The 20,928-nt window shown below is 69.1% G+C and carries 20 protein-coding genes; 6 read left to right on the forward strand and 14 right to left on the reverse strand.

Annotation, left to right across the window (positions count from 1 at the left end; all coding sequences use genetic code 11):
- Positions 1 to 63 precede the first annotated feature (63 nt).
- From AKJ08_RS07720 to AKJ08_RS07735, 4 genes are all read left to right on the forward strand, one after another.
- Entirely contained in the window at positions 64 to 363 is a 300-nt protein-coding gene (locus AKJ08_RS07720) for a muconolactone Delta-isomerase family protein (protein ID WP_050725537.1), read from the forward strand.
- Between the two features lie 78 nt (positions 364 to 441).
- Positions 442 to 894, forward strand: coding sequence for a VOC family protein (locus AKJ08_RS07725; protein ID WP_205624786.1), 453 nt, complete (start codon positions 442 to 444; stop codon positions 892 to 894).
- Positions 894 to 2,144, forward strand: coding sequence for a hypothetical protein (locus AKJ08_RS07730; protein WP_157370559.1), 1,251 nt, complete (start codon positions 894 to 896; stop codon positions 2,142 to 2,144). Before AKJ08_RS07725 ends, AKJ08_RS07730 begins: the two co-directional genes overlap by 1 nt.
- Positions 2,145 to 2,332: 188 nt before the next feature.
- Complete coding sequence (locus tag AKJ08_RS07735; RefSeq protein ID WP_050725539.1) at positions 2,333 to 3,451, forward strand: hypothetical protein; 1,119 nt, start codon at positions 2,333 to 2,335, stop codon at positions 3,449 to 3,451.
- Positions 3,452 to 3,552: 101 nt separating this feature from the next.
- Here AKJ08_RS07735 and AKJ08_RS07740 read toward each other — a convergent pair whose 3' ends face one another.
- The 3 genes from AKJ08_RS07740 to pdhA are packed head-to-tail and all read right to left on the reverse strand — an operon-like array spanning position 3,553 to position 7,269.
- Positions 3,553 to 5,259 carry a pyruvate dehydrogenase complex dihydrolipoamide acetyltransferase gene (locus AKJ08_RS07740; RefSeq protein ID WP_050725540.1) on the reverse strand — a complete coding sequence of 569 codons (1,707 nt, stop codon included), beginning with the start codon at positions 5,257 to 5,259 and terminating at the stop codon, positions 3,553 to 3,555.
- 10 nt (positions 5,260 to 5,269) lie between these two features.
- Positions 5,270 to 6,253 carry a pyruvate dehydrogenase complex E1 component subunit beta gene (locus AKJ08_RS07745; RefSeq protein WP_050725541.1) on the reverse strand — a complete coding sequence of 328 codons (984 nt, stop codon included), beginning with the start codon at positions 6,251 to 6,253 and terminating at the stop codon, positions 5,270 to 5,272.
- Entirely contained in the window at positions 6,253 to 7,269 is a 1,017-nt protein-coding gene (gene pdhA / locus AKJ08_RS07750; protein ID WP_276202195.1) for a pyruvate dehydrogenase (acetyl-transferring) E1 component subunit alpha, read from the reverse strand. The genes AKJ08_RS07745 and pdhA overlap by 1 nt, the downstream gene beginning before the upstream one ends.
- A 208-nt stretch (positions 7,270 to 7,477) precedes the next feature.
- Here pdhA and fabI point away from each other — a divergent pair, with 208 nt between their 5' ends.
- Entirely contained in the window at positions 7,478 to 8,296 is an 819-nt protein-coding gene (gene fabI / locus AKJ08_RS07755) for an enoyl-ACP reductase FabI (RefSeq protein ID WP_050725542.1), read from the forward strand.
- Positions 8,297 to 8,348: 52 nt separating this feature from the next.
- On the opposite strand, the gene AKJ08_RS07760 is transcribed toward fabI, so the two are convergent.
- From AKJ08_RS07760 to mreC, 10 genes are all read right to left on the reverse strand, one after another.
- Positions 8,349 to 9,131, reverse strand: coding sequence for a uroporphyrinogen-III synthase (locus tag AKJ08_RS07760; protein ID WP_050725543.1), 783 nt, complete (start codon positions 9,129 to 9,131; stop codon positions 8,349 to 8,351).
- The gene (gene hemC / locus AKJ08_RS07765; RefSeq protein WP_050727479.1) at positions 9,131 to 10,069 is read right to left on the reverse strand and encodes a hydroxymethylbilane synthase; all 939 of its coding nucleotides are present in this window, start codon (positions 10,067 to 10,069) and stop codon (positions 9,131 to 9,133) included. The genes AKJ08_RS07760 and hemC overlap by 1 nt, the downstream gene beginning before the upstream one ends.
- A gap of 61 nt (positions 10,070 to 10,130) precedes the next feature.
- On the reverse strand, positions 10,131 to 11,507 hold the full coding sequence (gene hemA / locus AKJ08_RS07770; RefSeq protein WP_050725544.1) for a glutamyl-tRNA reductase: 1,377 nt from the start codon (positions 11,505 to 11,507) through the stop codon (positions 10,131 to 10,133).
- On the reverse strand, positions 11,504 to 12,307 hold the full coding sequence (locus AKJ08_RS07775) for a cytochrome C assembly family protein (protein WP_050725545.1): 804 nt from the start codon (positions 12,305 to 12,307) through the stop codon (positions 11,504 to 11,506). The genes hemA and AKJ08_RS07775 overlap by 4 nt, the downstream gene beginning before the upstream one ends.
- 77 nt (positions 12,308 to 12,384) lie before the next feature.
- Positions 12,385 to 12,759, reverse strand: a complete 375-nt coding sequence (locus tag AKJ08_RS07780; protein WP_050725546.1) for a hypothetical protein — start codon at positions 12,757 to 12,759, stop codon at positions 12,385 to 12,387.
- A gap of 108 nt (positions 12,760 to 12,867) precedes the next feature.
- Positions 12,868 to 13,197: a thioredoxin gene (trxA, locus tag AKJ08_RS07785; protein WP_050725547.1), complete on the reverse strand. Its 330-nt coding sequence runs from the start codon at positions 13,195 to 13,197 to the stop codon at positions 12,868 to 12,870.
- Positions 13,198 to 13,320: 123 nt separating this feature from the next.
- Entirely contained in the window at positions 13,321 to 14,457 is a 1,137-nt protein-coding gene (rodA, locus tag AKJ08_RS07790) for a rod shape-determining protein RodA (RefSeq protein ID WP_050725548.1), read from the reverse strand.
- A complete protein-coding gene (gene mrdA / locus AKJ08_RS07795; protein ID WP_050725549.1) occupies positions 14,454 to 16,433 on the reverse strand; it encodes a penicillin-binding protein 2 in 1,980 nt (659 codons plus the stop codon). Before mrdA ends, rodA begins: the two co-directional genes overlap by 4 nt.
- Before the next feature lie 85 nt (positions 16,434 to 16,518).
- Positions 16,519 to 17,157 (reverse strand): hypothetical protein, encoded by a 639-nt coding sequence (locus AKJ08_RS07800; protein ID WP_050725550.1) that lies wholly within the window; start codon positions 17,155 to 17,157, stop codon positions 16,519 to 16,521.
- Entirely contained in the window at positions 17,154 to 18,038 is an 885-nt protein-coding gene (gene mreC, locus AKJ08_RS07805; RefSeq protein WP_050725551.1) for a rod shape-determining protein MreC, read from the reverse strand. The genes AKJ08_RS07800 and mreC overlap by 4 nt, the downstream gene beginning before the upstream one ends.
- A gap of 124 nt (positions 18,039 to 18,162) precedes the next feature.
- Between mreC and AKJ08_RS07810 the strand changes: the two genes are divergently transcribed.
- A complete protein-coding gene (locus AKJ08_RS07810) occupies positions 18,163 to 19,731 on the forward strand; it encodes a peptidylprolyl isomerase (RefSeq protein WP_082342898.1) in 1,569 nt (522 codons plus the stop codon).
- A gap of 87 nt (positions 19,732 to 19,818) precedes the next feature.
- On the opposite strand, the gene AKJ08_RS07815 is transcribed toward AKJ08_RS07810, so the two are convergent.
- Positions 19,819 to 20,859, reverse strand: coding sequence for a sensor domain-containing diguanylate cyclase (locus AKJ08_RS07815; RefSeq protein WP_050725553.1), 1,041 nt, complete (start codon positions 20,857 to 20,859; stop codon positions 19,819 to 19,821).
- Positions 20,860 to 20,928: the final 69 nt, after the last annotated feature.

The raw sequence follows: 20,928 nt of genomic DNA on the forward strand, positions 1-20,928 counted from the left end.
CGTTGGCGGTCCGGAGCCAGATCCTTACGGTGGTGCACCCGCGCGCTCCAGGAGGCCCCGACCATGGAGTATCTCGTCACCATGACCACCCACGTTCCCGCTGGAACTTCAGAGACGACCGTGAAGGAGGTCCAAGCCCGAGAGGCGGCACGCTCGCGCGAGCTGGCAGAGCAGGGATATCTGCTTCGACTGTGGCGTCCGCCGCTGAAACCTGGAGAGTGGCGAACGCTCGGGCTGTTTGCCGCCGACGACGTGGGCCAGCTCCAGGAAGTCCTCGCCTCGATGCCGCTTCACGTGTGGCGCAACGACGAGGTGACGCCGCTCTCGCCCCACCCGAACGACCCCGCTCAGCCTCGGAGGTAGCCGACGCCCAAACGTGGGGTCGCCGCCACTCGGCGCCGTGCGCAGCGTCGCCCGACACCGGCCACCGAGGAGGTAGATGTGAAGGAGACTCCGCCCGACTATTTCTGGCCCGAGACGGGGATGGTGCTCGCCCACCTGCTGATCGTTCGCGACGTGGACCGATCGCGCGAGTTCTACAGCAACGTGCTCGGCGCCCAGGTGCAGCGCGACCGAAACCCGTGCGTGATGCGCTTCCACAACAGCTACATCGTGGTGAACGAAGAGGGCGGGCCAACCGACGACAAGCCCAAGGTCGACGCCCGGGCGCCGGCCGACTCGAAGACGCTGAGCAGCGCGCTCCTCGTCCGGGTCACCGACGTCCACGCCACCTATTCCACCTGGAAGACACGTGGCGCACGGTTTCTCACCGAACCGAAGGACCACGAGCTGGAGATCCGCTGCTACCTGCAGGATCCGGACGGCTACCTGATCGAGCTGGGTCAGGCGACCGGGATCCTCGACGAGATGGGGATGGGGGCTCAGGCCCCCTGATGGGGCACCGCCCTTCACGGGTATGGGATGTGCCTACCTCTCCGTTGGCTCGACCATCCTCGCCTGGCCAACAACGCCGGCGAATCGCGTCTCATCGAGACGCTTCGAACCAATGGGGGGATTTCGAAATGCTCGTGTCTGGCAAGAACAAGAGGATCGTTCGACTCGTCGCGATCGCGATTTGTGCTCACGTGTGGTCTGCCTGTGGCGGAAACAGAATCGAGGCCGACTCCGGCCCCGACGTGGGCACGCTACGGATCGTGGCTCAGGCGGAGCACGCGGGCCCCGGTCCTGACCCCGACGAGATTGGCGCTCTGGACGTCGTTCTGATGCCACGTGGCACCATCGTCGGCGAAAACGGCCAGGTCGTGCCGACCCGGCGTTTCAACCTCGAGCGGGAACCGATCAGCGGAAAATGGACCTCGCACCTGGATCGGATCTACGTCGGAACGTACGACCTCTACGCCGTGGCGAGCCGTGAGGGGGAGGTCCTCTTTGTCTCGGATTCGCACATGGTCACGATCACGAAGGAAGGCCCTACCACGGCGATCATCCTCATGAACCAGAGCACGAATCCCACCCTCGTGATGGCTCCGCTTGTCAGCTACGTGGCGTACCGCGACTGGGTTCAGCAAGGCGACTCAACCGAGATCCTGGTGGAGGCCTGGTTTGGCGAGGGCCAGCTCACCCTTTCGGGCCACTTTCCTCCGGGAGTCGAGAACGCCGGCGCCTTCGGGCCGCCCGCGACCATCGAAACGTACCTCGGGGTGATCGAGTGGGTCGCGCCCTACGACATCGGCCTCAAACCTCTAATCCTCCGCGTCTCGGACGAGGACGACAACTCCGTCGAGCTCGGTATTTTCATTCGAGTCGGTGAGGCGAACGTCGATCGCGACTTCGAGGCGATTTTCAACCATTCCCCGCGCATCGAGATTCACAGCGACCTCGAGATCACCCCTGACGCAACCACGGTGAAACTTCGCACCCAATGGTTCGACAGCGATTCCGCTGGTCCGATGCGGTACCGGTGGTGGAGCGACTGCGGTGGACGCTTCAGCCAAGGATCCGAATCGGGATGGGTGACCACCACGTCGGTAGGCCAGATCGTCAGCCTCCCCTTCGTGTACGAGATCGTCCGCCCGGACCACTATCAGTGCCAGTTCGACCTCACGGTCACCGATCCCGAAGGAGCGCAGTCCACCGAAATCCATGGCGTTTTTCCGATGTGGCCAGGGGAGTACATTCGGTGAGCTCGACACCCGGAAGGGGCCCCTCCCCTCACGCGGGTATGGGATGTGCCAGTGTGGCCAGCGGACCGACCTTTCGGCTCCGTCTGCAACCGCTCGATCCATGCATCGCCCGCCGGAATGGCCCAGCGAGGCGGACACTCCGCGTTGGAGAGCAGAGACGGTCACTTGAACCATCGGGGGAAGTCGACATGTTTGCGTTCGGCAGAAAAATCGTTCCGCTCGTCGCCCTCTGGGCGTGTGCCTTCGTCTGGGGAGCCTGCGGCCGCTTCGGGGTCGTCGAGGAAGACCCGGGTCCCGACTCCGGCACGATCCGGGTCGTGGTCCAGCCGGCCCACGCAGGTCCCGGCCCGCAGCCCGGGGACATCACGGGGGTCTTCGTCATCCTCGCGCCGCGCGGCACCATCATCGGTGACAACGGCGAAGTAGTGAACAACATCAACATCGAGCTCGAACGCGATCCGATCTCCGGCCGGTGGAGCGCGTCGCGGGATCGGGTCTTCGTCGGGACCTACGCCCTCAGCGCCGAGGCCCAGAGCCCGCAGGGCGTGTTGTTCCGCTCGGAGCCGCGCGACGTCTCGATCACGAAAGACGCCCACTCGACCGTGGTCATCGTGATGAACCAGGCAAGCCAGCCCGGCGACATCTACGCACCCGTCCTGGGGTACCTCGGTTTCCCGACCTACGTGGAGCAGGGAGACACCGCCCAGATCCACGTCGTGGCGAACCAGGGAGAGGGTGCGCTCACCGCCTCGGGATCGTTCCCGGCTGGAGCGCAATTCACCGGCGAGTTCGGCAACCCGGTCACCGTCGTCAACGGAGAGGCCATCCTCCAGTGGACCGCTCCCCGGAACAACGGGCCGAAGCCACTCATCATCCGCGTCAGCGACCAGGATGGAAACCGGGTCGAGATGGGCATCGTCATCCAGGTCGGAGTGGACTACGCCGAAGCCCTGCTGGAGGCGACGTTCAACCTGGCGCCCCACGTGGAGATCCGGGGAGAGGTGACCCACAGCGCCGCGTCGAGCGAGCTCGCGATCCGTCTCCGATCGGTCGACACCGACTCGGTAGGCCAGATGCGTTACGAGTGGACGAGCACTTGCGGCGGCACCTTCACCCAGGGCGCGGCGACAGGCACCTTCACCACGACGACGACGGGTGAGATCGCGGAGGTGCGCTTCACGTACGAGGTCGTCGGCGCCGCCCGGCTGGAGAACTGCGTGCTCGAAGCGACCGTGACGGATCCGGAGCTCGCCTGGGCGTCGGAGTCCTACAACGTCCGGATGCTGCCGCCGGGCCAGGGCGGATGACCAAATGAAACGGGCCTGCTCGAGGCAGGCCCGCTTCCTTGAAAGCCCTGAACCGCTAGCCGAGGCGCCCCAGTTCACGGGGCGCCCGGTCAGCGACAAATTCAGCCGATCAGCATCCGCATCGGGTTCTCCAGGACCTTCTTCACCGCCTGGAGGAACTGGGCGCCCACGGCGCCGTCGACGATCCGGTGATCGCCCGAGTAGCCGATCCGCATCCGCTGGCCGATGACGATCTGGCCACCCTGCACCACCGGCTCCTCGCGGACCTTGCCCACGCTGACGATGGACGCCTGCGGCGGGTTGACGATCGCGTAGAAGTGCTCGATGTCGAACATGCCCAGGTTAGACACGGTGATCGTGCCGCCCAGGTAGTCGTCGGGCTTCAGCTTCTTGTCGCGGGCCTTCCCGGCCAGGTCGCGGACCTGACGCCCGAGCTCGCCGAGGGCGAGCTTGTCGGCGCCCCGGACCACGGGGGTGATCAGCCCCTCCTCGAGAGCAACCGCCACACCGAGGTTCACCGTATCCGGAATGAAGACGGTGTTCTCGTCGCGGAGCTGACCCTGAACGCGCGGGACCTCCATCGCGGCGACGGCGACGGCCTTGAGAACGAGGTCGTTCACCGAGACCTTGACGTCGGAGGCCTTCGCCCGATCCCGGAGCTCCAGCGCAGCCGCCATGTCCACGTCGAGCGTGAGGTAGAAGTGCGGCACCTCGCGCTTGGACTGCTGGAGATTGCGCGCGATCGCCTTGCGCATCTGGGACATCGGGACGGTCTTGCCGCCGGGTGCCGCGGGAGCCGCCGCTGCGGCAGGAGCCGCTGCAGCCACGGCCTTGGGCGCCTCCTCGACGTCGCGGCGGGTGATCCGCCCGCCGGGGCCGGATCCCGAGACCGTGAGGAGGTCGATCCCGCGCTCGGCCGCGATCTTGCGGGCGAGCGGCGAGGCCAGGACCTTCTCGCCGTTGGCCTTGCGGGGCGCCACCGGCACGGCCGGCGCGATCCCGTGGCCGAAGCCGAAGGTCAGGCCGACGATCTCGCCGGGCACTTCGCGCTTGGCGTACTTGACGGGTCCCGAGGGAGCTGCGGCGGGCGCCGCTGCGGCCGGCTTCCAGGTGACCTTCTCGCCCTTTGACGGAGCCTCGGGCGCGGCGGCGGGAGCCTTCTCGGCAACGGCCGGGGCCTCGCCCCCTGCTGCGGCCTCCCAGCTCGCGCCGGGCTTGCCGATCACCGCGATCACGGAGCCCACCTTCGCGGAGCCTCCGTCGGCGACCAGGATCTTGAGGACCGTGCCGCCCTCGTAGGCCTCCATCTCGAGGGTGGCCTTGTCCGTCTCCACCTCGGCGATCGGATCGCCGGGCGAGACCTTCTGCCCTTCCTTCGCGATCCAGCGCTGGATCGTCCCCTCGGTCATGGTGTCCGAGAGCTTGGGCATGAAGACGGGCTTCGCGTCGCCGGACGGAGCCGGCTTCGCAGCCGCCTTCGGTTCCTCGGCCTTGGGCGCTTCGGCCTTGGGAGCCTCGGCCGTCGGCGCCTCGGGGCCACCAGCGCCGGCGACCTTCTGCCAGTCCTCGCCCTGCTTGCCGATCACGGCGATGATCGCGCCCACGTTGGCCGTGCCGCCGTCGCCGGTGATGATCTTGAGGATCGTCCCCGCCTCGTAAGCCTCCATTTCCAAGGTGGCCTTGTCCGTCTCCACCTCGGCGATCGGATCACCGGCGCGGACGGCCTGCCCTTCCTTGACGAGCCACTTCTGGATGGTGCCCTCGGTCATCGTGTCCGAGAGCTTCGGCATCTGGATCGCGCTTGCCATCGAATGCTCCCTACGAACGGACGTTGAGGGCGTTCTTCACGCCGGCGACAACGCTGGTGGGGTCCGGGCGTGCCGCGTCCTCGAGCGTACGAGCGTACGGCATCGGGACGTCGGCGCCGGTCACGCGGATCACGGGGCTGTCGAGGACGTCGAAGCAGGCTCGCTGAACGATGTCGGAGATCTGGGCGCCCACGTTGTAGTAGGGCCAGCCCTCCTCGAAGACCACGCACGCGCCGGTCTTCCGGACGCTGTTGACGATGATCTCCTCGTCGAGGGGACGGATCGTCCGCGGGTCGACGACCTCGCAGTTGATCCCATCCTTCGCGAGGAGCTCCGCACCGTCGAGCGCGATCTTGAGCGCCTTGCCCCACGCCACGATGGTGCAGTCGGTGCCCTCGCGCTTGATGTCGCCCTTGCCGATGGGGATCGTGTACTCGCCCTCCGGCACCATGCCCTTCCACGCGTACATGGTCTCGCTCTCCATGAACACGACGGGGTCGGGATCACGGATGGCGGACTTGAGCAGGCCCTTGGCGTCGGCCGGCGTGCTGGGGACGATCACCTTGATGCCGGGGAAGTAGGCGTACTGCGCCTCGAACCACTGCGAGTGCTGGGCGCCCAGGCTGCGCGCCGCGCCGTTGGGGCCGCGGAACACGATCGGGCAGCTGAGCTCTCCCGCCGCCATGTAGCGCATCTTCGCCGCGGTGTTGACGATCTGGTCCATCGCGAGGATCGCGAAGTTCCAGGTCATCACCTCGATGATCGGCTTCAGGCCCATCATCGCGGCGCCGACGCCGAGGCCGCAGAAGCCGAGCTCCGAGATCGGGCTGTCGACCACGCGCTTGGGGCCGTACTTGTCGAGGAGGCCCTTCGACACCTTGTACGCGCCGTTGTACGCGCCGACCTCCTCCCCCATCAGGAAGGTGTCCGGATCGCGCCCGAGCTCCTCGTCGAGCGCCTCGTTCAGTGCATCACGGAAAGTGAGCTCACGCATTACTTCATGTCTCCGTGCTGGCGAATGGGGTCGACGTAGATGTCCTCGTAGAGGTCGGAGACCGGAGGCCACGGCGACTCTTCGGCGAAGCGGATGGACTCCTCGACGTCCTTGTCGATCTGCTCGTCGATGGCGTCGAGCTCCGCCTCCTTCGCTGCCTTCTTCGAGAGGATCCAGTCCCGCATCTTGGGGATGGGATCGAGCTTCCGCTCCTGGTCGACCTCCTCGCGAGTCCGGTAGACCGCGGGGTCGGACATGGAGTGGCCGCGGTAGCGGTAGGTGTCGGCCTCGATGAGGGTCGGACCCTCGCCGGCGCGAGCGCGGTCGGCGGCGGCCTTCACCGCCTCATACATCGCCAGCGTGTCCTTGCCGTCGGCGTACACGCCGGGCATGTCGTAGGCGCAAGCGCGCTTGTGCACCTGGGTCACCGCCGAGGAGACCTCGATGGGCGTACCCATGCCGTAGCGGTTGTTCTCGCAGATGAAGATCGCCGGGACCTTCCAGAGCGCCGCCATGTTGAGCGCCTCGTGGAACGCACCCTGGTTCACGGCCGCCTCGCCGAAGTAGCAGACGGTGACCTTCCCGTCCTCGCGGTACTTCGAGGAGTAGGCCGCGCCGAGCGCGAGCGGGATCTGGCCGCCGACGATGCCCCAGCCGCCGTAGAAGTTCCGGGGGATGTCGAAGAGGTGCATCGAGCCGCCCTTGCCCTTGGCGACGCCGGTGACCTTGCCGAAGAGCTCCGCCATCACCGGGCCGGGAGGCGTCCCGCGCGTGAGGATCTGCCCGTGGTCACGGTAGGCCGTGATCACGTAGTCGTCAGGAGTGATGCCGAACTCGGTGCCGACGGCAACGGCCTCCTGGCCGATGTACAGGTGACAGAAACCCGCAATCTTCTGCAGCGCGTACTGCTGCGCACAACGCTCCTCGAACTTCCGCAGCAGCACGAGCTGCCGGTACATGTTCACGAGGGTTGCCTTGTCGAGCTTTTCCGCGAGCCCGTAGGTAGGCTTCGCCACACAGACCTCCTGGTGAAAAACCGCAGGAGTCATAGGGTTTTCAGCAAGGGAGGTCAAAGGAAAAGGCCCAACGCGGCGCGTCGCCGGACGGTAGCGGAAATGGAGCGCGGATTCGGCGTTCGCCTGCCGCGGCGATTCTGGTAGAACGGCCGGATTCCACGCTACGACGGTTGCTTCCGGCGACCGTCTCTTGGCTTAGGAGAGATCCGTGCTTCTCGCGGGAAAGAAGATCCTGATCACCGGCGTGCTCACGCCCCAGTCCATCGCCTACATCGTGGCGGAGCTCGCCCAGCAGCAGGGCGCCGAGATCGTGCTGACCGGCTTCGGGAGGGGCATGTCCCTCACCGAGCGGAGCGCCAAGCGCCTCGATCCCGCGCCGGAGGTCCTCGAGCTCGACGTCACCAACCCCGAGCACTTCCCGAAGCTGCGCGAGACGCTGGCCAAGAAGTGGGACCGCCTCGACGGCATCGTCCACGCCATCGGCTTCGCTCCCGAGGACGCCCTCGGTGGAAACTTCCTGAACACGCCGTGGGAGAGCGTCTCGACGGCGTTCCGCGTCTCGACTTTCTCGCTGAAGGAGATCTCCACGGCTCTCGCTCCTCTGATGCCGCCTGGCTCGGGGATCGTCACCCTGGATTTCGACAACACCAACAACGCGTGGCCGATCTACGACTGGATGGGCGTCTGCAAGGCGGCGCTGACCTCCACCGTGCGCTACCTCGCCCGGGACCTGGGCCCGAAGGGGATCCGCGTGAACTCCCTCGCGGCCGGCCCGCTCGTGACCATGGCCGCCAAGGGCATCCCCGGCTTCAAGACCCTCGAGAAGCGCTGGCCCAAGCAGGCGCCGCTTGGCTGGGACTCGCGCACGCAGCACGGCGCCGTGGCCCGCACCACCGTCGCCCTCCTCTCCGACTGGCTGCCTGCCACCACCGGTGAGATGGTCCACGTCGACGGTGGCTACCACGCGGTGGGCGCCGCGCCGATCGATCCCGACCTCGACGAGAACAACGGCCCCTCGGAGGGCTGAGCGCGCCTCAAGGAATCGGCCCCGTCACGCGGGGCCGATTTCGTTCAAACGCTCAGAGCGTTCGAAGGGCGTCGACGACCGCGGATGCCATTCCCTCGTCGTCGGCTCGCGACGCGACCCACACGTCGTCGATTCCGGCCTTTTCCAGGGCTGCTGCGGTCGTCTCGCCGATCGCTACCGCCCGCGCCCTGCCGAGGCCCGACGAAGCCGCCGCCAGCACCGCCTCCACGGCGGAGGGGCTTGCGAAGACGACCGCGTCGACAGCACCTGCTCGCAGATTCGCCACCAGGGGCTCGAGCTCCGCCGGCGACGCACGCAGCGTCCGATACGCCGCGACGACCTCGACGACGGCCCCTCGGGACTCGAGCCCTCCCCGCAGCTCTTCCCTCCCCTCCTCCGCCCGAGGCTGGAGGAAGCGCGCCCCGCGGATCCGCTCCCCGAGGAAGCTCCCGACCGCGATCGCCAGCGCCGAGCCGTACTCCGCCCCGGGGACGACGTCGACACAGATGCCGAGCCGGCCGAGGGCCGCGGCAGTCCCCTGGCCCACGGCGCCGATCACGACCCCGTTGAGCGAGGCGTTCCCGCCGCCCGCTGAGCGGAGGCGGAGCCAGAAGGGCTCCACCGAAGCGGGCGAAGTGAAGAGCACGCCCGCGTAGCGTCCGGAGAACACGCCGGCGATCCCGCGATCCAGCGGCCCCCACGAAGTGGGCGGCGCCCGGCGGATCGCCGGCGTGAGGAGCACCAAAGCCCCCATTCCCTCGAGCTTGCGCCGGAGCGAGTCGGTCGACTCCGCTGGACGCGTGAGGGCGACGCGCCTCCCGTCCAGCGGCCCCACTAGTGGGGCACGCCGACGGTAGCGCCTGCCAGCTCGTCCAGGATCTTCCTGGCGCCCATGGCGAGGAGCACCCCGGCGACCATCTCGCCGATTTCGGCGGCGTTCGCGGGGTCGCCCCTGCGCTCCGCGTGGAGGAGGCCGGTGCCGTCCGGGCGGCCGACGAGCGCGCGCAGGGTGAGGACGCCGCCCTCGACGGTGGCGTGGCCGGCGATCGGGACCTGGCAGCCGCCCTCGAGCCTCGCGAGCAGCGCCCGCTCCGCGTCGGTGGCAGCCCGGGTCGGGGCGTGGTCCAGCTTGGCGACGATGGATCCCAGCTCCGGATCGCCGTCGCGGATCTCGATCGCCAGCGCGCCCTGCCCGATGGCGGGGATCGAGCGCTTCGCGTCGAGGACCTCTGTGGCGGCGTCCGCCAGCCCGAGCCTGCGCAGGCCGGCGTAGGCCAGGACCACGGCGTCGACCTCGGCGTCCGCCTTTGAGAGGCGCGTCTGCACGTTGCCGCGGACGTTGACGATCTCGAGGTCGGGACGCACCGCCTTGAGCTGGCACTGCCGCCGAAGGCTGCTCGTGCCGAGGCGGGCGCCCTTGGGGAGCGCGTCGAGGGTGCGCCACCTGGGCGAGCAGAGGGCGTCGCGGGGATCCTCCCGCTCGGTCACCGCGCCCAGGGCCAGGCCCGGCGGGAACACCGTGGGCACGTCCTTCAGCGAGTGGACGGCGAGGTCGGCCCTGCCATCCAGCAGCGCCTCCTCGATCTCCTTCACGAAGAGCCCCTTGCCGCCGACGCGGGCCAGGGGCACGTCGAGGATCCGGTCCCCGGTGGTGACGAGGGGAAGGAGCTCGACCGAACGGCCGGTGAGGGTCTTCAAGCGCTCGGCAATGTGCTCCGCCTGCCACAAGGCCAGGGCGCTCCGCCGCGTGGCGATCACGAGTGGTTTCACGATTCCCGCTCCCGATGTGCGCGTTCGCGCAATTGCATGGCCAGCGAGGCGACGCGGAAAGCCGTCACCTGGCGGCTCCCCGTCCCGCGACCCGCGCCGGGCCGTGGGCCTGGCCTTCTGCGTCTTCCGCAGACTCGGCCGAGGCTCCCTCCACCAGGCGCAGCGCCACCGCCTGGCGACGGGCCTCGTCAAGGCCGAAGAGCTTCACCGCCGCGTCGAGGAGCGCGCCGTCGTCCTCCTCGCCCGCCGCCCGGATCCGGGTGGTGGGCTCGTGGAGGAGCTTGTTGACGATCGCCCGCGCCAGCGCCTCGAGGCACTTCCGCTGGTTCTCGTCCTGTCCTACGCCGAGGCGCGCCAGCGTCCGCTCGACCTCCGCGTGGGCCAGCGCCTCGCTGCGGAGCCGCAGCTCCCGGACGAGCGGCGCTGCCTCGCTCCGCATCGCGGCCACGAACGCGGCGGCCTCCTCGCCCACGATCGCCTCGGCCCGCACCGCTTCCTCCTGGCGGGCGCGGCGGTTGGCGTCGATCGCCTTGTCGAGATCGTCGACGTCGTAGACGTAGATCCCGTCGAGGCCGTTGACCTTCGGGTCCACGTCCCGCGGCACGGCGAGGTCGATGAAGAAGAGCGGCCGGTGCTTGCGCGCCTTGCGGGCGGCCTGAGCGAGCTCGACGGTGATCACGGGCATCGGCGCCGCGGTGGAGCAGACCACCACGTCCGCCTCTGCGAGGCGCTGGGGCAAGGTCTCCCAGGGATGGGCTTCGCCGCCCACCTCGCGGGCGAGGTGCTCCGCCCGCTCGGGCGAGCGGTTCACCACCATCACCCGGCTGGCCCCGGCCCCCTGGAGGTGCCGTGCCGCGAGGGCGCTCATCTTGCCGGCTCCCACCAGGAGCACGGCGCGTCCGTGGATCGAGCCGAGGATCCGGGTGGCCAGCGCCACCGCCGCGAAGCTCATCGAGACCGCGGACTCGCCCACCTTCGTCTCGTTGCGGACGCGCTTGGCCACGGCGAAGGCCTTGCGGCAGGCGCGCGAAAGGACCGCGCCCACGGCGCCCGCCTCCTCCGCCGTCGCGAACGCGGACTTCACCTGCCCGAGGATCTGGGGCTCGCCGACCACCATCGAGTCGAGGCTCGAGCAGACGCGGAAGAGGTGCCGGACCGCCTCCTTGCCCTGGCGCTCGTAGAGGTGGGCGTCGACGGCTGCGTCGCGGCTCGAGAGGTAGTCGCGGATCGCGCGGGCGGCCCTCGAGGCGCTGTCGGTCGTGGCGGCGTAGACCTCCACCCGGTTGCAGGTGGAGACCACGAGGCTCTCCGCCAGCATGGGCTGCGCGCGCAGGTCCCGGAGGGCGTCGCCGAGGACGGACTCCGCGACGGCGATCTTCTCGCGGACCGCGATCGGCGCGGTGTGGTGGGAGAGGCCCACGAGGACGAGCTCGACGCTCACGCCTGCCCCCCAGCGAAGACCCCGGCGAAGGCGAAGGAGAGCAGCACGAAGCCGACCATCGTGCTCCAGGCCACCCGCCGCCCGCGCCAGCCCACCGTCTGGCGGAGGAGCACCACCAGGGCCGTCAGGGCCCAGGCCACGAGGGCGAAGCCCTGCTTCGAGCGGAGCGCGAAGAAGTCACCCGTCTCGCTCGCCGAGAAGAAGGCGCCGGTGACGATGGTGACGGAGAGGAGGAGGAAGCCCACGAGCATGAGCTGGTAGTTGAGGCGGTCGAGGAGCTCCAGAGAGGGGAGCCGCCAGAACATCGCGCCGCCCGCGCGCTTGGCCTTCACCTCTCGTTCCAGAAGCAGATACATCAGGGCGACCACGAAGCCCAGGGCGAAGAGCGCCAGGCCTCCGATGGCCACCGCGATGTGAACGGGCAGGAGCACGCCGCCCAGGGGGCTCCCCTGGACGACCGCGCCGGGGATCGCGTGGGCGGGGAGCAGGGTCGCCACCACCAGCGGGCCCACGAAGGCGCCGACGGCAGGGGCCTGGATCCAGCGGCTGAGGAGCAGGTAGGCGCCCACCACCAGGAAGGCCAGGAAGGAGAGGCCCTCCGAGAGGCGGAAGGCCCCGTCGTGCCACAGCTCCACGGCGCGGATCGCCACCGCTCCCCCGTGGAAGACGAAGCCGGCGAAGAGCAAGCCGGTGGCGAGCCTCGCGCGGCGCTCGGAGGCGCGCACGAGCCAGCCCAGGTAGAGGGCGGCGGCGGGGGCGTAGGCGACGAGCCCGAGATGGAAGAGAATCCCTGGGTTCACGAGACCACCAGCTTCGAGGAGGCCGACGAAGGAGCAGGCAACCGCACTCCTGGTCGAAGACACCTGGCCGAAAACACCTAGCCGAAAAACGCGGCGAGGCGGTCCGGCTCATCCTCGCCCCGCGGGAGATCACCCGATTCGATCGACGGCGCGCCGCCCGGAGCAGGCGTGGACGCGACGAAGCCCGGGATCACCGAGTAGGCCACCTCCCCCAGCAGCACCGAGTCGCCGCAGAGCTCCCCGCCCATCTCCCGGAGCAGGGGCTCGGCCTTCACCTTCCCGAGGAGGCCGGCCGTGTCCTCGCCGTCGAGGATCTCCACGAAGCGGCAGGCCGACTCCAGCGGGAGGGTCGGACCCCCCGGGATCACGAGGCCGTCCCCGGAGACGTCTACGCGGCCCTCCGCGAGCCATCCGTCGAGAGTCGCCTGGGGAACGAAAAGGAGGCCGGACATGGGCGGGAGACTATCACCGCCGTCCGGCCCCCGCCACGGAGGCGTCGACCGGAAGACAAGGCAGGCCGCGCGGATCCGGGGACTTCCCTGCCCCGCCCGGCGATCGAACTAGACCGCCTTGTTGAGGGCGTCGGCCAGCTTGCTCTTGGGGACGGCGCCGACCACCTGATCGACGACCTTGCCGCCCTTGAAGACGAGGAGGGTCGGGATCGAGCGGATCCCGTACTTCATCGCCACCATCTGGTTCTCGTCGACGTTGAGCTTCCCGATCTTGGCCTTGCCCTTGTACTCGTTCGCCAGCTCCTCGACCGCCGGCGCGATCGCCCGGCAGGGCCCGCACCACACGGCCCAGAAATCGACCAGAACGGGCTCCTGGCTCCCCAGGACCTCGCTCTCGAAGTTGGAATCGGTGAAGGTCTTCACGTTCTCATTGGCCATGTTCGACGGCTCCTCGCCTTGTGGGACTTCCACTTCGTTGGATGCACGAGCGGCGCCCAGGGTTCCGAGAGCGGGCCATGCTCGTGTGCAGCGAAAGACCATGCGTCATGGCCCGTCGGCCGATCAAGCGAAACCACCTCGGCCCGGGCGCTCGCTCCGAGTGCCCACGTTCGCGAGGAGCCCGATTGAGGTCAGCACCGTCACCGCGGACGATCCGCCGTAGCTCATGAGCGGCAGGGTCACGCCCACCACGGGGAGCAGGCCCGAGACCATCCCGATGTTCACGAAGACGTGCCAGAAGAGGAAGGCCACGGCGCCGATGGCGAGGAAGGCGCCTTGCCGCTCCCGCGCCTGGGCCGCGATCCGCAGGCCCACCAGGCAGAGGGCGAGATAGAGCCCGAGGAGCACGATGGCGCCCCGGAACCCCCACTCCTCCGCGAAGACCGAGAAGACGAAGTCGGTGTGCTGCTCGGGGAGGAACGAGAGCTGGGTCTGCGTGCCCTGGGCCCAGCCCTTCCCCGCCCACTGTCCCGAGCCCACCGCAATCATGGACTGGTTCGCGTGGTAGCCGGAGCCGAGGACATCGGCCTCGGGATCGAGGAAGGTGAGCACCCGCTTCTTCTGGTAGTCGTGGAGCACGAAGAACCACGCCGCCACCGCCACCAGCAGCCCCGTGAGCGCGATGGTCGCCAGCGCCTTCCAGCGGACGCGGGAGGCGAGCACCATCGTGCCGGCGATCGCGGCCATCATCGACGCGGTCCCGAGGTCCGGCTGGTGGAGGATCAGCACGAAGGGGATCGCGATGATCACCGCCGGCTTCCAGAGCTCGAGGAGCGTGTAGCCGCCGGCCTTCTCCCCCTCCTCGTGGTAGAAGCGGGCGAGCACGAAGACGACCGCCAGCTTGGCGAGCTCGGAGGGTTGGAGCCGCAAAGGGCCCAGCACGAGCCAGCGCTGGGCGCCCATCACCGTCTGCCCGTGCAGCTCCACCGCCACCAGCAGCAGGATCACCAGGGCGTAGAACGGCCAGGCGACCAGGTGGAGCATCCGGTAGTCCGCCGAGAGCGAGACGAGGGCGACGGACAGGCCGATCCCGAGCCAGGCGATCTGCGAGATCCACACGGGCGCGTGGGCGACCCGCGACGCGGAGGCGAGGTTCCCGACGCTGATCACGCCGATGGCGAGGGTGATCGCGAAGACCTCCCAGGGGACGCGGCGGAGGAAGCGGGCGTCGGCCCGTGGCGGAGTTCCGAGGAGGCTCATCCCGCAACCCCTTCACCGTTCTCGATCACCGGCAGCTCCGGCGTGCCCGACGGCGGCTCGAGGGCGGCGGGCGGCGCCTGCCGGGGGAGCTCGCGGTCGACGCCGCTCCTCGCAGAGGCACGGTCCTCCTCCTTGAGCTCCAGGTACTTCTCGATGATCTTCATCACGATCGGCGCTGCCTCCGCGCCGCCGTGGCCGCCGTGCTCCACGAGCACCACCACCGCGATCTCCGGATTCTCTGCCGGTGCGTAGGCCGCGAACCAGGCGTGATCCCGGGAGAACCAGTCCATCTGCTCCTTGCGGAGGCGGATGTTGCCGATCCGCACCACCTGCGCCGTGCCGCTCTTGCCGGCGACGCGAACGTTGGCGGGGCGGTGACGGAAGCCGGTGCCGCCGGGCTCGTTGACCACCTTGTCCAGGCCGCGGCGGACGATCTCGAGGTTCTCGCGCTTCACCCCGAGCTTGCGCTTCGCGTCGGGGAGGAAATCCTCCACCACCGAGCCGTCGGGGCGCACGATCTGCCTCACGAGCTGGGGGCGGTAGATCGTCCCGCCGTTGGCGATCGCCGCGTAGACCACGGCCATCTGCAGCGGGGTCACGTTGCTGTCGCCCTGGCCGATCACCGAGTTCAGCGCGAAGCCCTTGGTGTAGCCGCCCTTGGTGCGCTTGTCGTGGTACTCGGTCGAGGGGACGATGCCGGGCACCTCGAAGCCCAGGTCGAGGCCCGTGACCTCGCCGAGCCCGAAGCGCCGCGACATCTCGGCGAAGGGGTCGATGCCGAGCTTGTCCGCCGCCGCGTAGAACCAGGTGTCGCAGGAGACCTTCAGCGCCTCCTCGAGGTTCAGGATCCCGTGGCCGCTCTCCTTGTGACAGCGCCAGCGCCTCTTGCCCAGGGTGTAGCCGCCGCCGCACTGGATCGGGTGGCCGAAGCCGTGCTCGAGGGCCGCCAGGCCGGAGACGACCTTCTGCACCGAGCCCGGGTGGTAGTGATTCTGGGTCGCGCGGAGGAGCATCGGCTTGAGCGGATCCTCCATCAGCTCGCGCAGCTCCGCGCGGGAGATCCGCCCGGTCATCCGGTTCGGATCGAAGCCGGGCTTGGAGACCATGGCCAGGACGTAGCCTGTGTTGACGTCCATCACCACCGCGGACCCCGCCGGCTTGTCGAAGGCCTCCTCGGCCGCGGCCTGGAGCCTCGCGTCCAGCGAGAGCACGACGTTGGCCCCGGGGCGGCTGGGGACGAAGCGCTCGCCCGGCGGGATGAGCTCCTCGAGCTCCGGGAGCTTGCGGCCCTTGGCGTCGGCCACGACCCGCTCGACGCCGTCCACTCCCCGGAGCCAGCGCTCGTACCGCCGCTCGACCCCGATCTTGCCGACGTAGTCGCCGATCCGCAGGCCCCTCCCGTCGTCCCGGGCCTTCTGGATGTCGTCGGGGTTCGCCTCGCCCATGTAGCCGAGCGCGTGGGCGCCGAGGCTGCCCTTGCGGTAGTTGCGATGGGGCGCGCCGACCACGTCGACGCCGGGCAGGCTATCCTTGTTGGCCTCGAGGACGTCGAGATCGTCGCGGGTGAGATCGTATTGCACGAGGACCGGGCGGAAGCGCTCGAGCCCTCGGGTGTTCTCCACGGCGGACACCACGCGCCCGAGATCCTCGTCGTCGAGGCCCAGCTGCCCGGCGAGCCTTCCGATCACCTCGGGGCAGTCCTGGCAGAAGGCCGGGGTCAGGAAGACGTCGTAGCTCGGCCGGTTGTCGGCGAGGATCTGCCCCTTGCGGTCGAGGATCATCCCTCGATCCGACGCGACCCGCAGCTCCTTCACGAAGTTGCCGGAGCTCTTGGCGAAGTAGTCATCGCCCTTGAAGATCTCGAGGTACCAGAGCCTCCCGGCGAGCAGGAGGATCCCCAGCGCGACGGCGGCGCCGAGCCAGCCGATGCGCCGCTTCAGCTCCCGCTCCTCCCTCGCCCGGATCGCCAGCTTCATCGCGTTCGGCTTCTACCCCTTCTTTCCGCCCGAGGACAAACCGCAAACGCTCGCCCGCCCTTCCCTGCCACGGACGTTCGGTGGGTCAAGCCTTCCCGTGCTGGGTCGCCTGGTCCAGCCTGCCGAGGAGCCCGTGAACCGGGAGGGCGAGGAGGCCGGCGATCGCCGCCTGTGGAACGAGTGAGAGCCAGGCGACCGATCCCGGGCCGGCGCCGGGGGGCGCCACGGCGAGGAGGCCGCCGAGGATCCCGGCCTGGTACACGAAGCTCGCACCCGTGGTGTAGATCACCACGCCGATCCACGAGAACCGGCCGGAGCGAGGCCAGGCCATCCGGCCTGTGGTCCACACCGCAACGGCCATGAACCGACAGAGGCCCGGAGGCCCCTGCACGAAGAGGTCGGCAACGTAGCCCACGGCGAAGGCGGCGACCGAGCCCTCGATCGCGCCGAGCCGGAGGGCGAAGAAGGTCACGAAGAGGACGGCGACGTCCAGGCGGACCAGCTCCGGTCCGAGGCGGGTGAGGAAGCCGGCCTGGATCTGGAACGAGATCAGCGCGAGCCCCGCCCAGACGGCCACGCGCCAGAGGCGCAAGGCGTCGACGGGCCTCGGCGCGCCGAGCGCGAGGCTCCCGAGGATCTCCCGATGCGCGTAGGAGCGCTCGTACCGCTGGTTGACCGGGCGGCCTCGACGGAGCCTCAGTGCCAGGCGGCGGAGGAGCCTCACGGCAGGCCGGGCAGGACGCCGCCCTTCTCCTCGAACGTCTGGACCGTGGGGGGCGGCGTGCCGTCCGCCGGCGCCACGAGCACGAGCACCTCCTCCAGGCCGGAGACGTCCACGGCCGGCAGAACGGTGCCCTCCAGGTACATTCCGAACGCCTCGCGGCGAACCGGCCCGATCCGCCCGATCACGAGCCCCTTCGGAAAGACGCGGTCGGTGCCCGAGGTGATGAGCACGTCGCCCGCCTCGATGTCGTCGGTCCGGAGGGCGTTGGCCAGCTGGAGGCTCTTCTCCTCCCCGGTGCCGCGGACCGTCACGCGGGCGCGGCTGCGCTGCACGCGGGCGGCGACCGCCGAGCTCGAGTCGACCACGAGCTGGACGTCGGCCTCGTGGCCATACGTCGCGATCACCTTTCCCACCACGCCGTTCGCGGTCACGACCGCCATACCGGTCGCGATGCCGGAGCCTTCCCCGGCCGAGATGGTGATCACCCGGCGGTGGGTGGGCGAGACGCCGATGACGGGTGCGGCCACGACGCGACCCTTGGACGCCCGGCTGAAAGAGAGGAGCTCCTGGAGCCGCTCGTTCTCCAGGCCTGCCTCGAGGCGCTCGCTTGCCAGGGCCCGGGCCTCGGCGAGGGCCTCGCGGAGCTGCAGGTTCTCCTCCCGGACCCCGCGCAGGGCCACGTAGCCCGTCCAGAGGTCGATCGCGCCGCCCACCGCGCCGTCGATCGCCCGGCTGAGCGGGGCGGAGACGGCGAGGCAGAGCTTGTCGAGCGAGGAAAGGTCTCGGGCCTGTTTGGCGTTTGCCACGTACGTTCCCGCCGGGAGCAGCAGCAGCACTGCCACCAGGAGTAACTCGCGGTATCGCAGGATGATGGCGAGCAAGCCAAAAACCTCGGGTTGACCAGCTTGCATTACGCCAGGATTTTTCTTAGAGTGTCAACCATTTCGCTGACTTCCAGCCCCTCTCGAGGGGCAAACCCCACCACGTCGGCACAGGCAAGCAGACATGCTCGATAAGCTGCGGGATAGCTCGCGTTCCTACCTGATGTACCTCGTCTTCGGGGCCTTGATCCTCGTCTTCGTCATGTTCTTCGGACCGGGCAGCAGCGGCTGTATGCCGGGCGCCGCCGGCAGCAAGGCCGACACGTTCGCCGCCAAGGTGAACGGGGAGACCATCGGCTGGAGGGAGTTCGAGACCGCCTACGGGAACATGCTCCGGGCCTATCAGCAGCAGATGGGCGAGCGGTTCGACTCGAAGATGGCCGAGCAGATGGGCCTCAAGGCCAACGTCCTCGACGGCCTGATCGAGCGCCGCCTCCTCATCTCCCAGGCCAAGGCCCAGGGCATCGCCGTCTCGGACGCCGAGGTGGCCGCCAAGCTGCGCGAGATCACGGCGTTCCACAAGGACGGTCACTTCGACTACGGCACCTACCGCCAGGTCATCCAGACCGCTCTCGGGGTCACGCCCGACAAGTTCGAGGTGCAGGTCCGCGAGGACCTCCTCCGCGAGAAGATGGTCGCCGTCGTCCGCCAGGGCGCCAAGGCCTCGGACGACGAGATCCAGGCCGAGTTCGCCAAGGAGAACGACAAGGCCGACCTCGTCTTCGTGCGCTTCCTCCCCGCCCAGGCCGAGGGCGAGGCCAAGCCGACCGCTGCCGAGATCGACGCCTACCTCGCCACCGAGGACGGCAAGAAGGCCGTCGCCGACGAGTTCGAGGCCAAGTCGTTCCGCTTCAAGAAGCCGAAGCGGGTCAAGGCCCAGCACATCCTCGTCAAGGTGGCGGAGGATGCGCCCCAGGCCGACGTCGACGCGGCCACGGCGAAGCTGGACGAGGCCAAGAAGAAGATCATCGGCGGCACGGACTTCGGCGCGATCGCCCAGGAGCTCTCCGACGATCCCGGCTCCAAGGACAAGGGCGGCGACCTCGGCTTCTTCGGCCCGGGCACCATGGCCAAGCCCTTCGAGGAGGCCGCCATGGCCCTCCTGCCCGGCCAGCTCTCCGACGTCGTCCGCACCCGGTTCGGCGTCCACCTCATCAAGGTGAACGACGTCCAGGAGCCGGAGGAGAAGAAGCTCGAGGAGGTCCAGGGCGATCTCGCGGCTGACCTCCTCGTCCAGAAGAAGGCCAAGGATCTCGCGAAGGCCAAGGCCCAGGCCGCCCTCGCCAAGGCGAAGGCCGGCGAGTCGCTCGAAGCGCTCTTCCCCGCCCCCGACGCCCCCGAGGCCGGCGCGGCGAAGGCCCCGAAGCCGGTGGCCGAGAAGACCGGCGCGTTCGCGGTCGCCTCCGACTTCGTTCCCCGCCTGGGCATGAGCGCAGACCTCACCAAGGCCGCGTCCGCCGCAGCGAAGGGCGACGTGCTCCCCGAGGTCTACGAGGTGAACGGTGGTTTCGTGGTCGCGCAGGCGATCGACCGCACCCACCCGGACCCCTCCGTTCTCGAGAAGACGCGCGACGAGGTGGCCGAGCGGGTCGTCAGCCGGAAGGAAGGCGAGCTCGTGGAGGCCTACACGAAGGAGCTCCGCAAGTCGGCCAAGGTCGAGACCAGCGCGCAGCTCGGCGACGTCCGCGGCTGATCGCGGGAACGTCTCTTGACGTAACGAAGGCGTCGCGGGCTCGAGAGCTCGCGGCGCCTTCGCCGTTTTCGAGTCTTTCGGGAGGCGCTAGCCGACCTGGATCCCGTCGCGGGTGGAGCCCTTCACTCGGTACATCGCGAGGTCCGCCCGGCGGAGGAGCTCGTCCGCGTCGGCGGCGTGCTCCGGAAATGAGGCCACCCCGAACGAGGCCGTCAGCCGAAGACCGCCGGCCTCGGACTCGAGGAAGGCGCGGGCCTTGAACCGCTCCCGAACGCGCTCGGCGAAGGCCAACGCCTCCGCGCTCGTGGTCTCGGGCAGCAGGCAGACGAACTCGTCGCCGCCGTAGCGGATCGCGATGTCCGCCGGACGGATCACCTGGAGCAGCTCCTCCCCGCACTCGCGCAGGATGGCGGAGCCGGCCTGGTGTCCGTGGCGATCGTTGACCTGCTTGAAGCGATCGAGGTCGAAGAAGACCAGCGAGAGGTCGTGTCCGAAGCGCCGCGCCCGGAGGATCTCGGCGTCCAGCGATCGGAGGAGGTGGCGCGCGTTGTAGAGCCCGGTGTGCTCGTCGATGATCGTGAGCTCCTCGACCCGCCGGTAGTTGCGCGCGTTCTCCAGGGCGATGGCGGCGAAGTCGGCGATCGAGCCGAGGACGCGGACGTCCGCCTCGTCGAAGGGCGGCTGCCCCCTGCCATTCACGAGCTCGATGACGCCCAGGGTCCGGCCCTTGGAGCGCATCGGCACCGCGGCGATGGAGCTCGTGCTGAAGCGGGTCGCCTCGTCGAAGCGCGAGGCGAAGCGCTCGTCCTGGCTCACGTCCGCGACGAGCAGCGACTCCTTGCGGGACGCGACCCAGCCCGCGATCCCTTCCTCCGCGCCGATCCGAAGGCCCTGAAGGGACTCCGAACCCGGCCCCACGGCCACCTCGAAGAAGAGCTCGCCGGTGATCTCGTCCACCAGGAGCAGCGACCAGTTGGTCGGCTGGAGCAGCTCCCCCACCTTCTCCATGATCAGCCGGAGCACCTCGCGGATATCCAGGGTCGACGTCAGCGCCTTCCCGATCTCGTTGTAGGCGTGGAGCTCGTCCACGTTACGCTTCAGCTCTCTGAGAAGCTCTTCGGCTTCCATGATCGTCGCGTCGCTCCGGGCGGATCGCAGGGCGTCGAGGCAGGATGGCTGCTACAACCGGACGCGGCG

This window comes from Vulgatibacter incomptus, from assembly GCF_001263175.1.
Taxonomy (GTDB): Bacteria; Myxococcota; Myxococcia; order Myxococcales; family Vulgatibacteraceae; genus Vulgatibacter; species Vulgatibacter incomptus.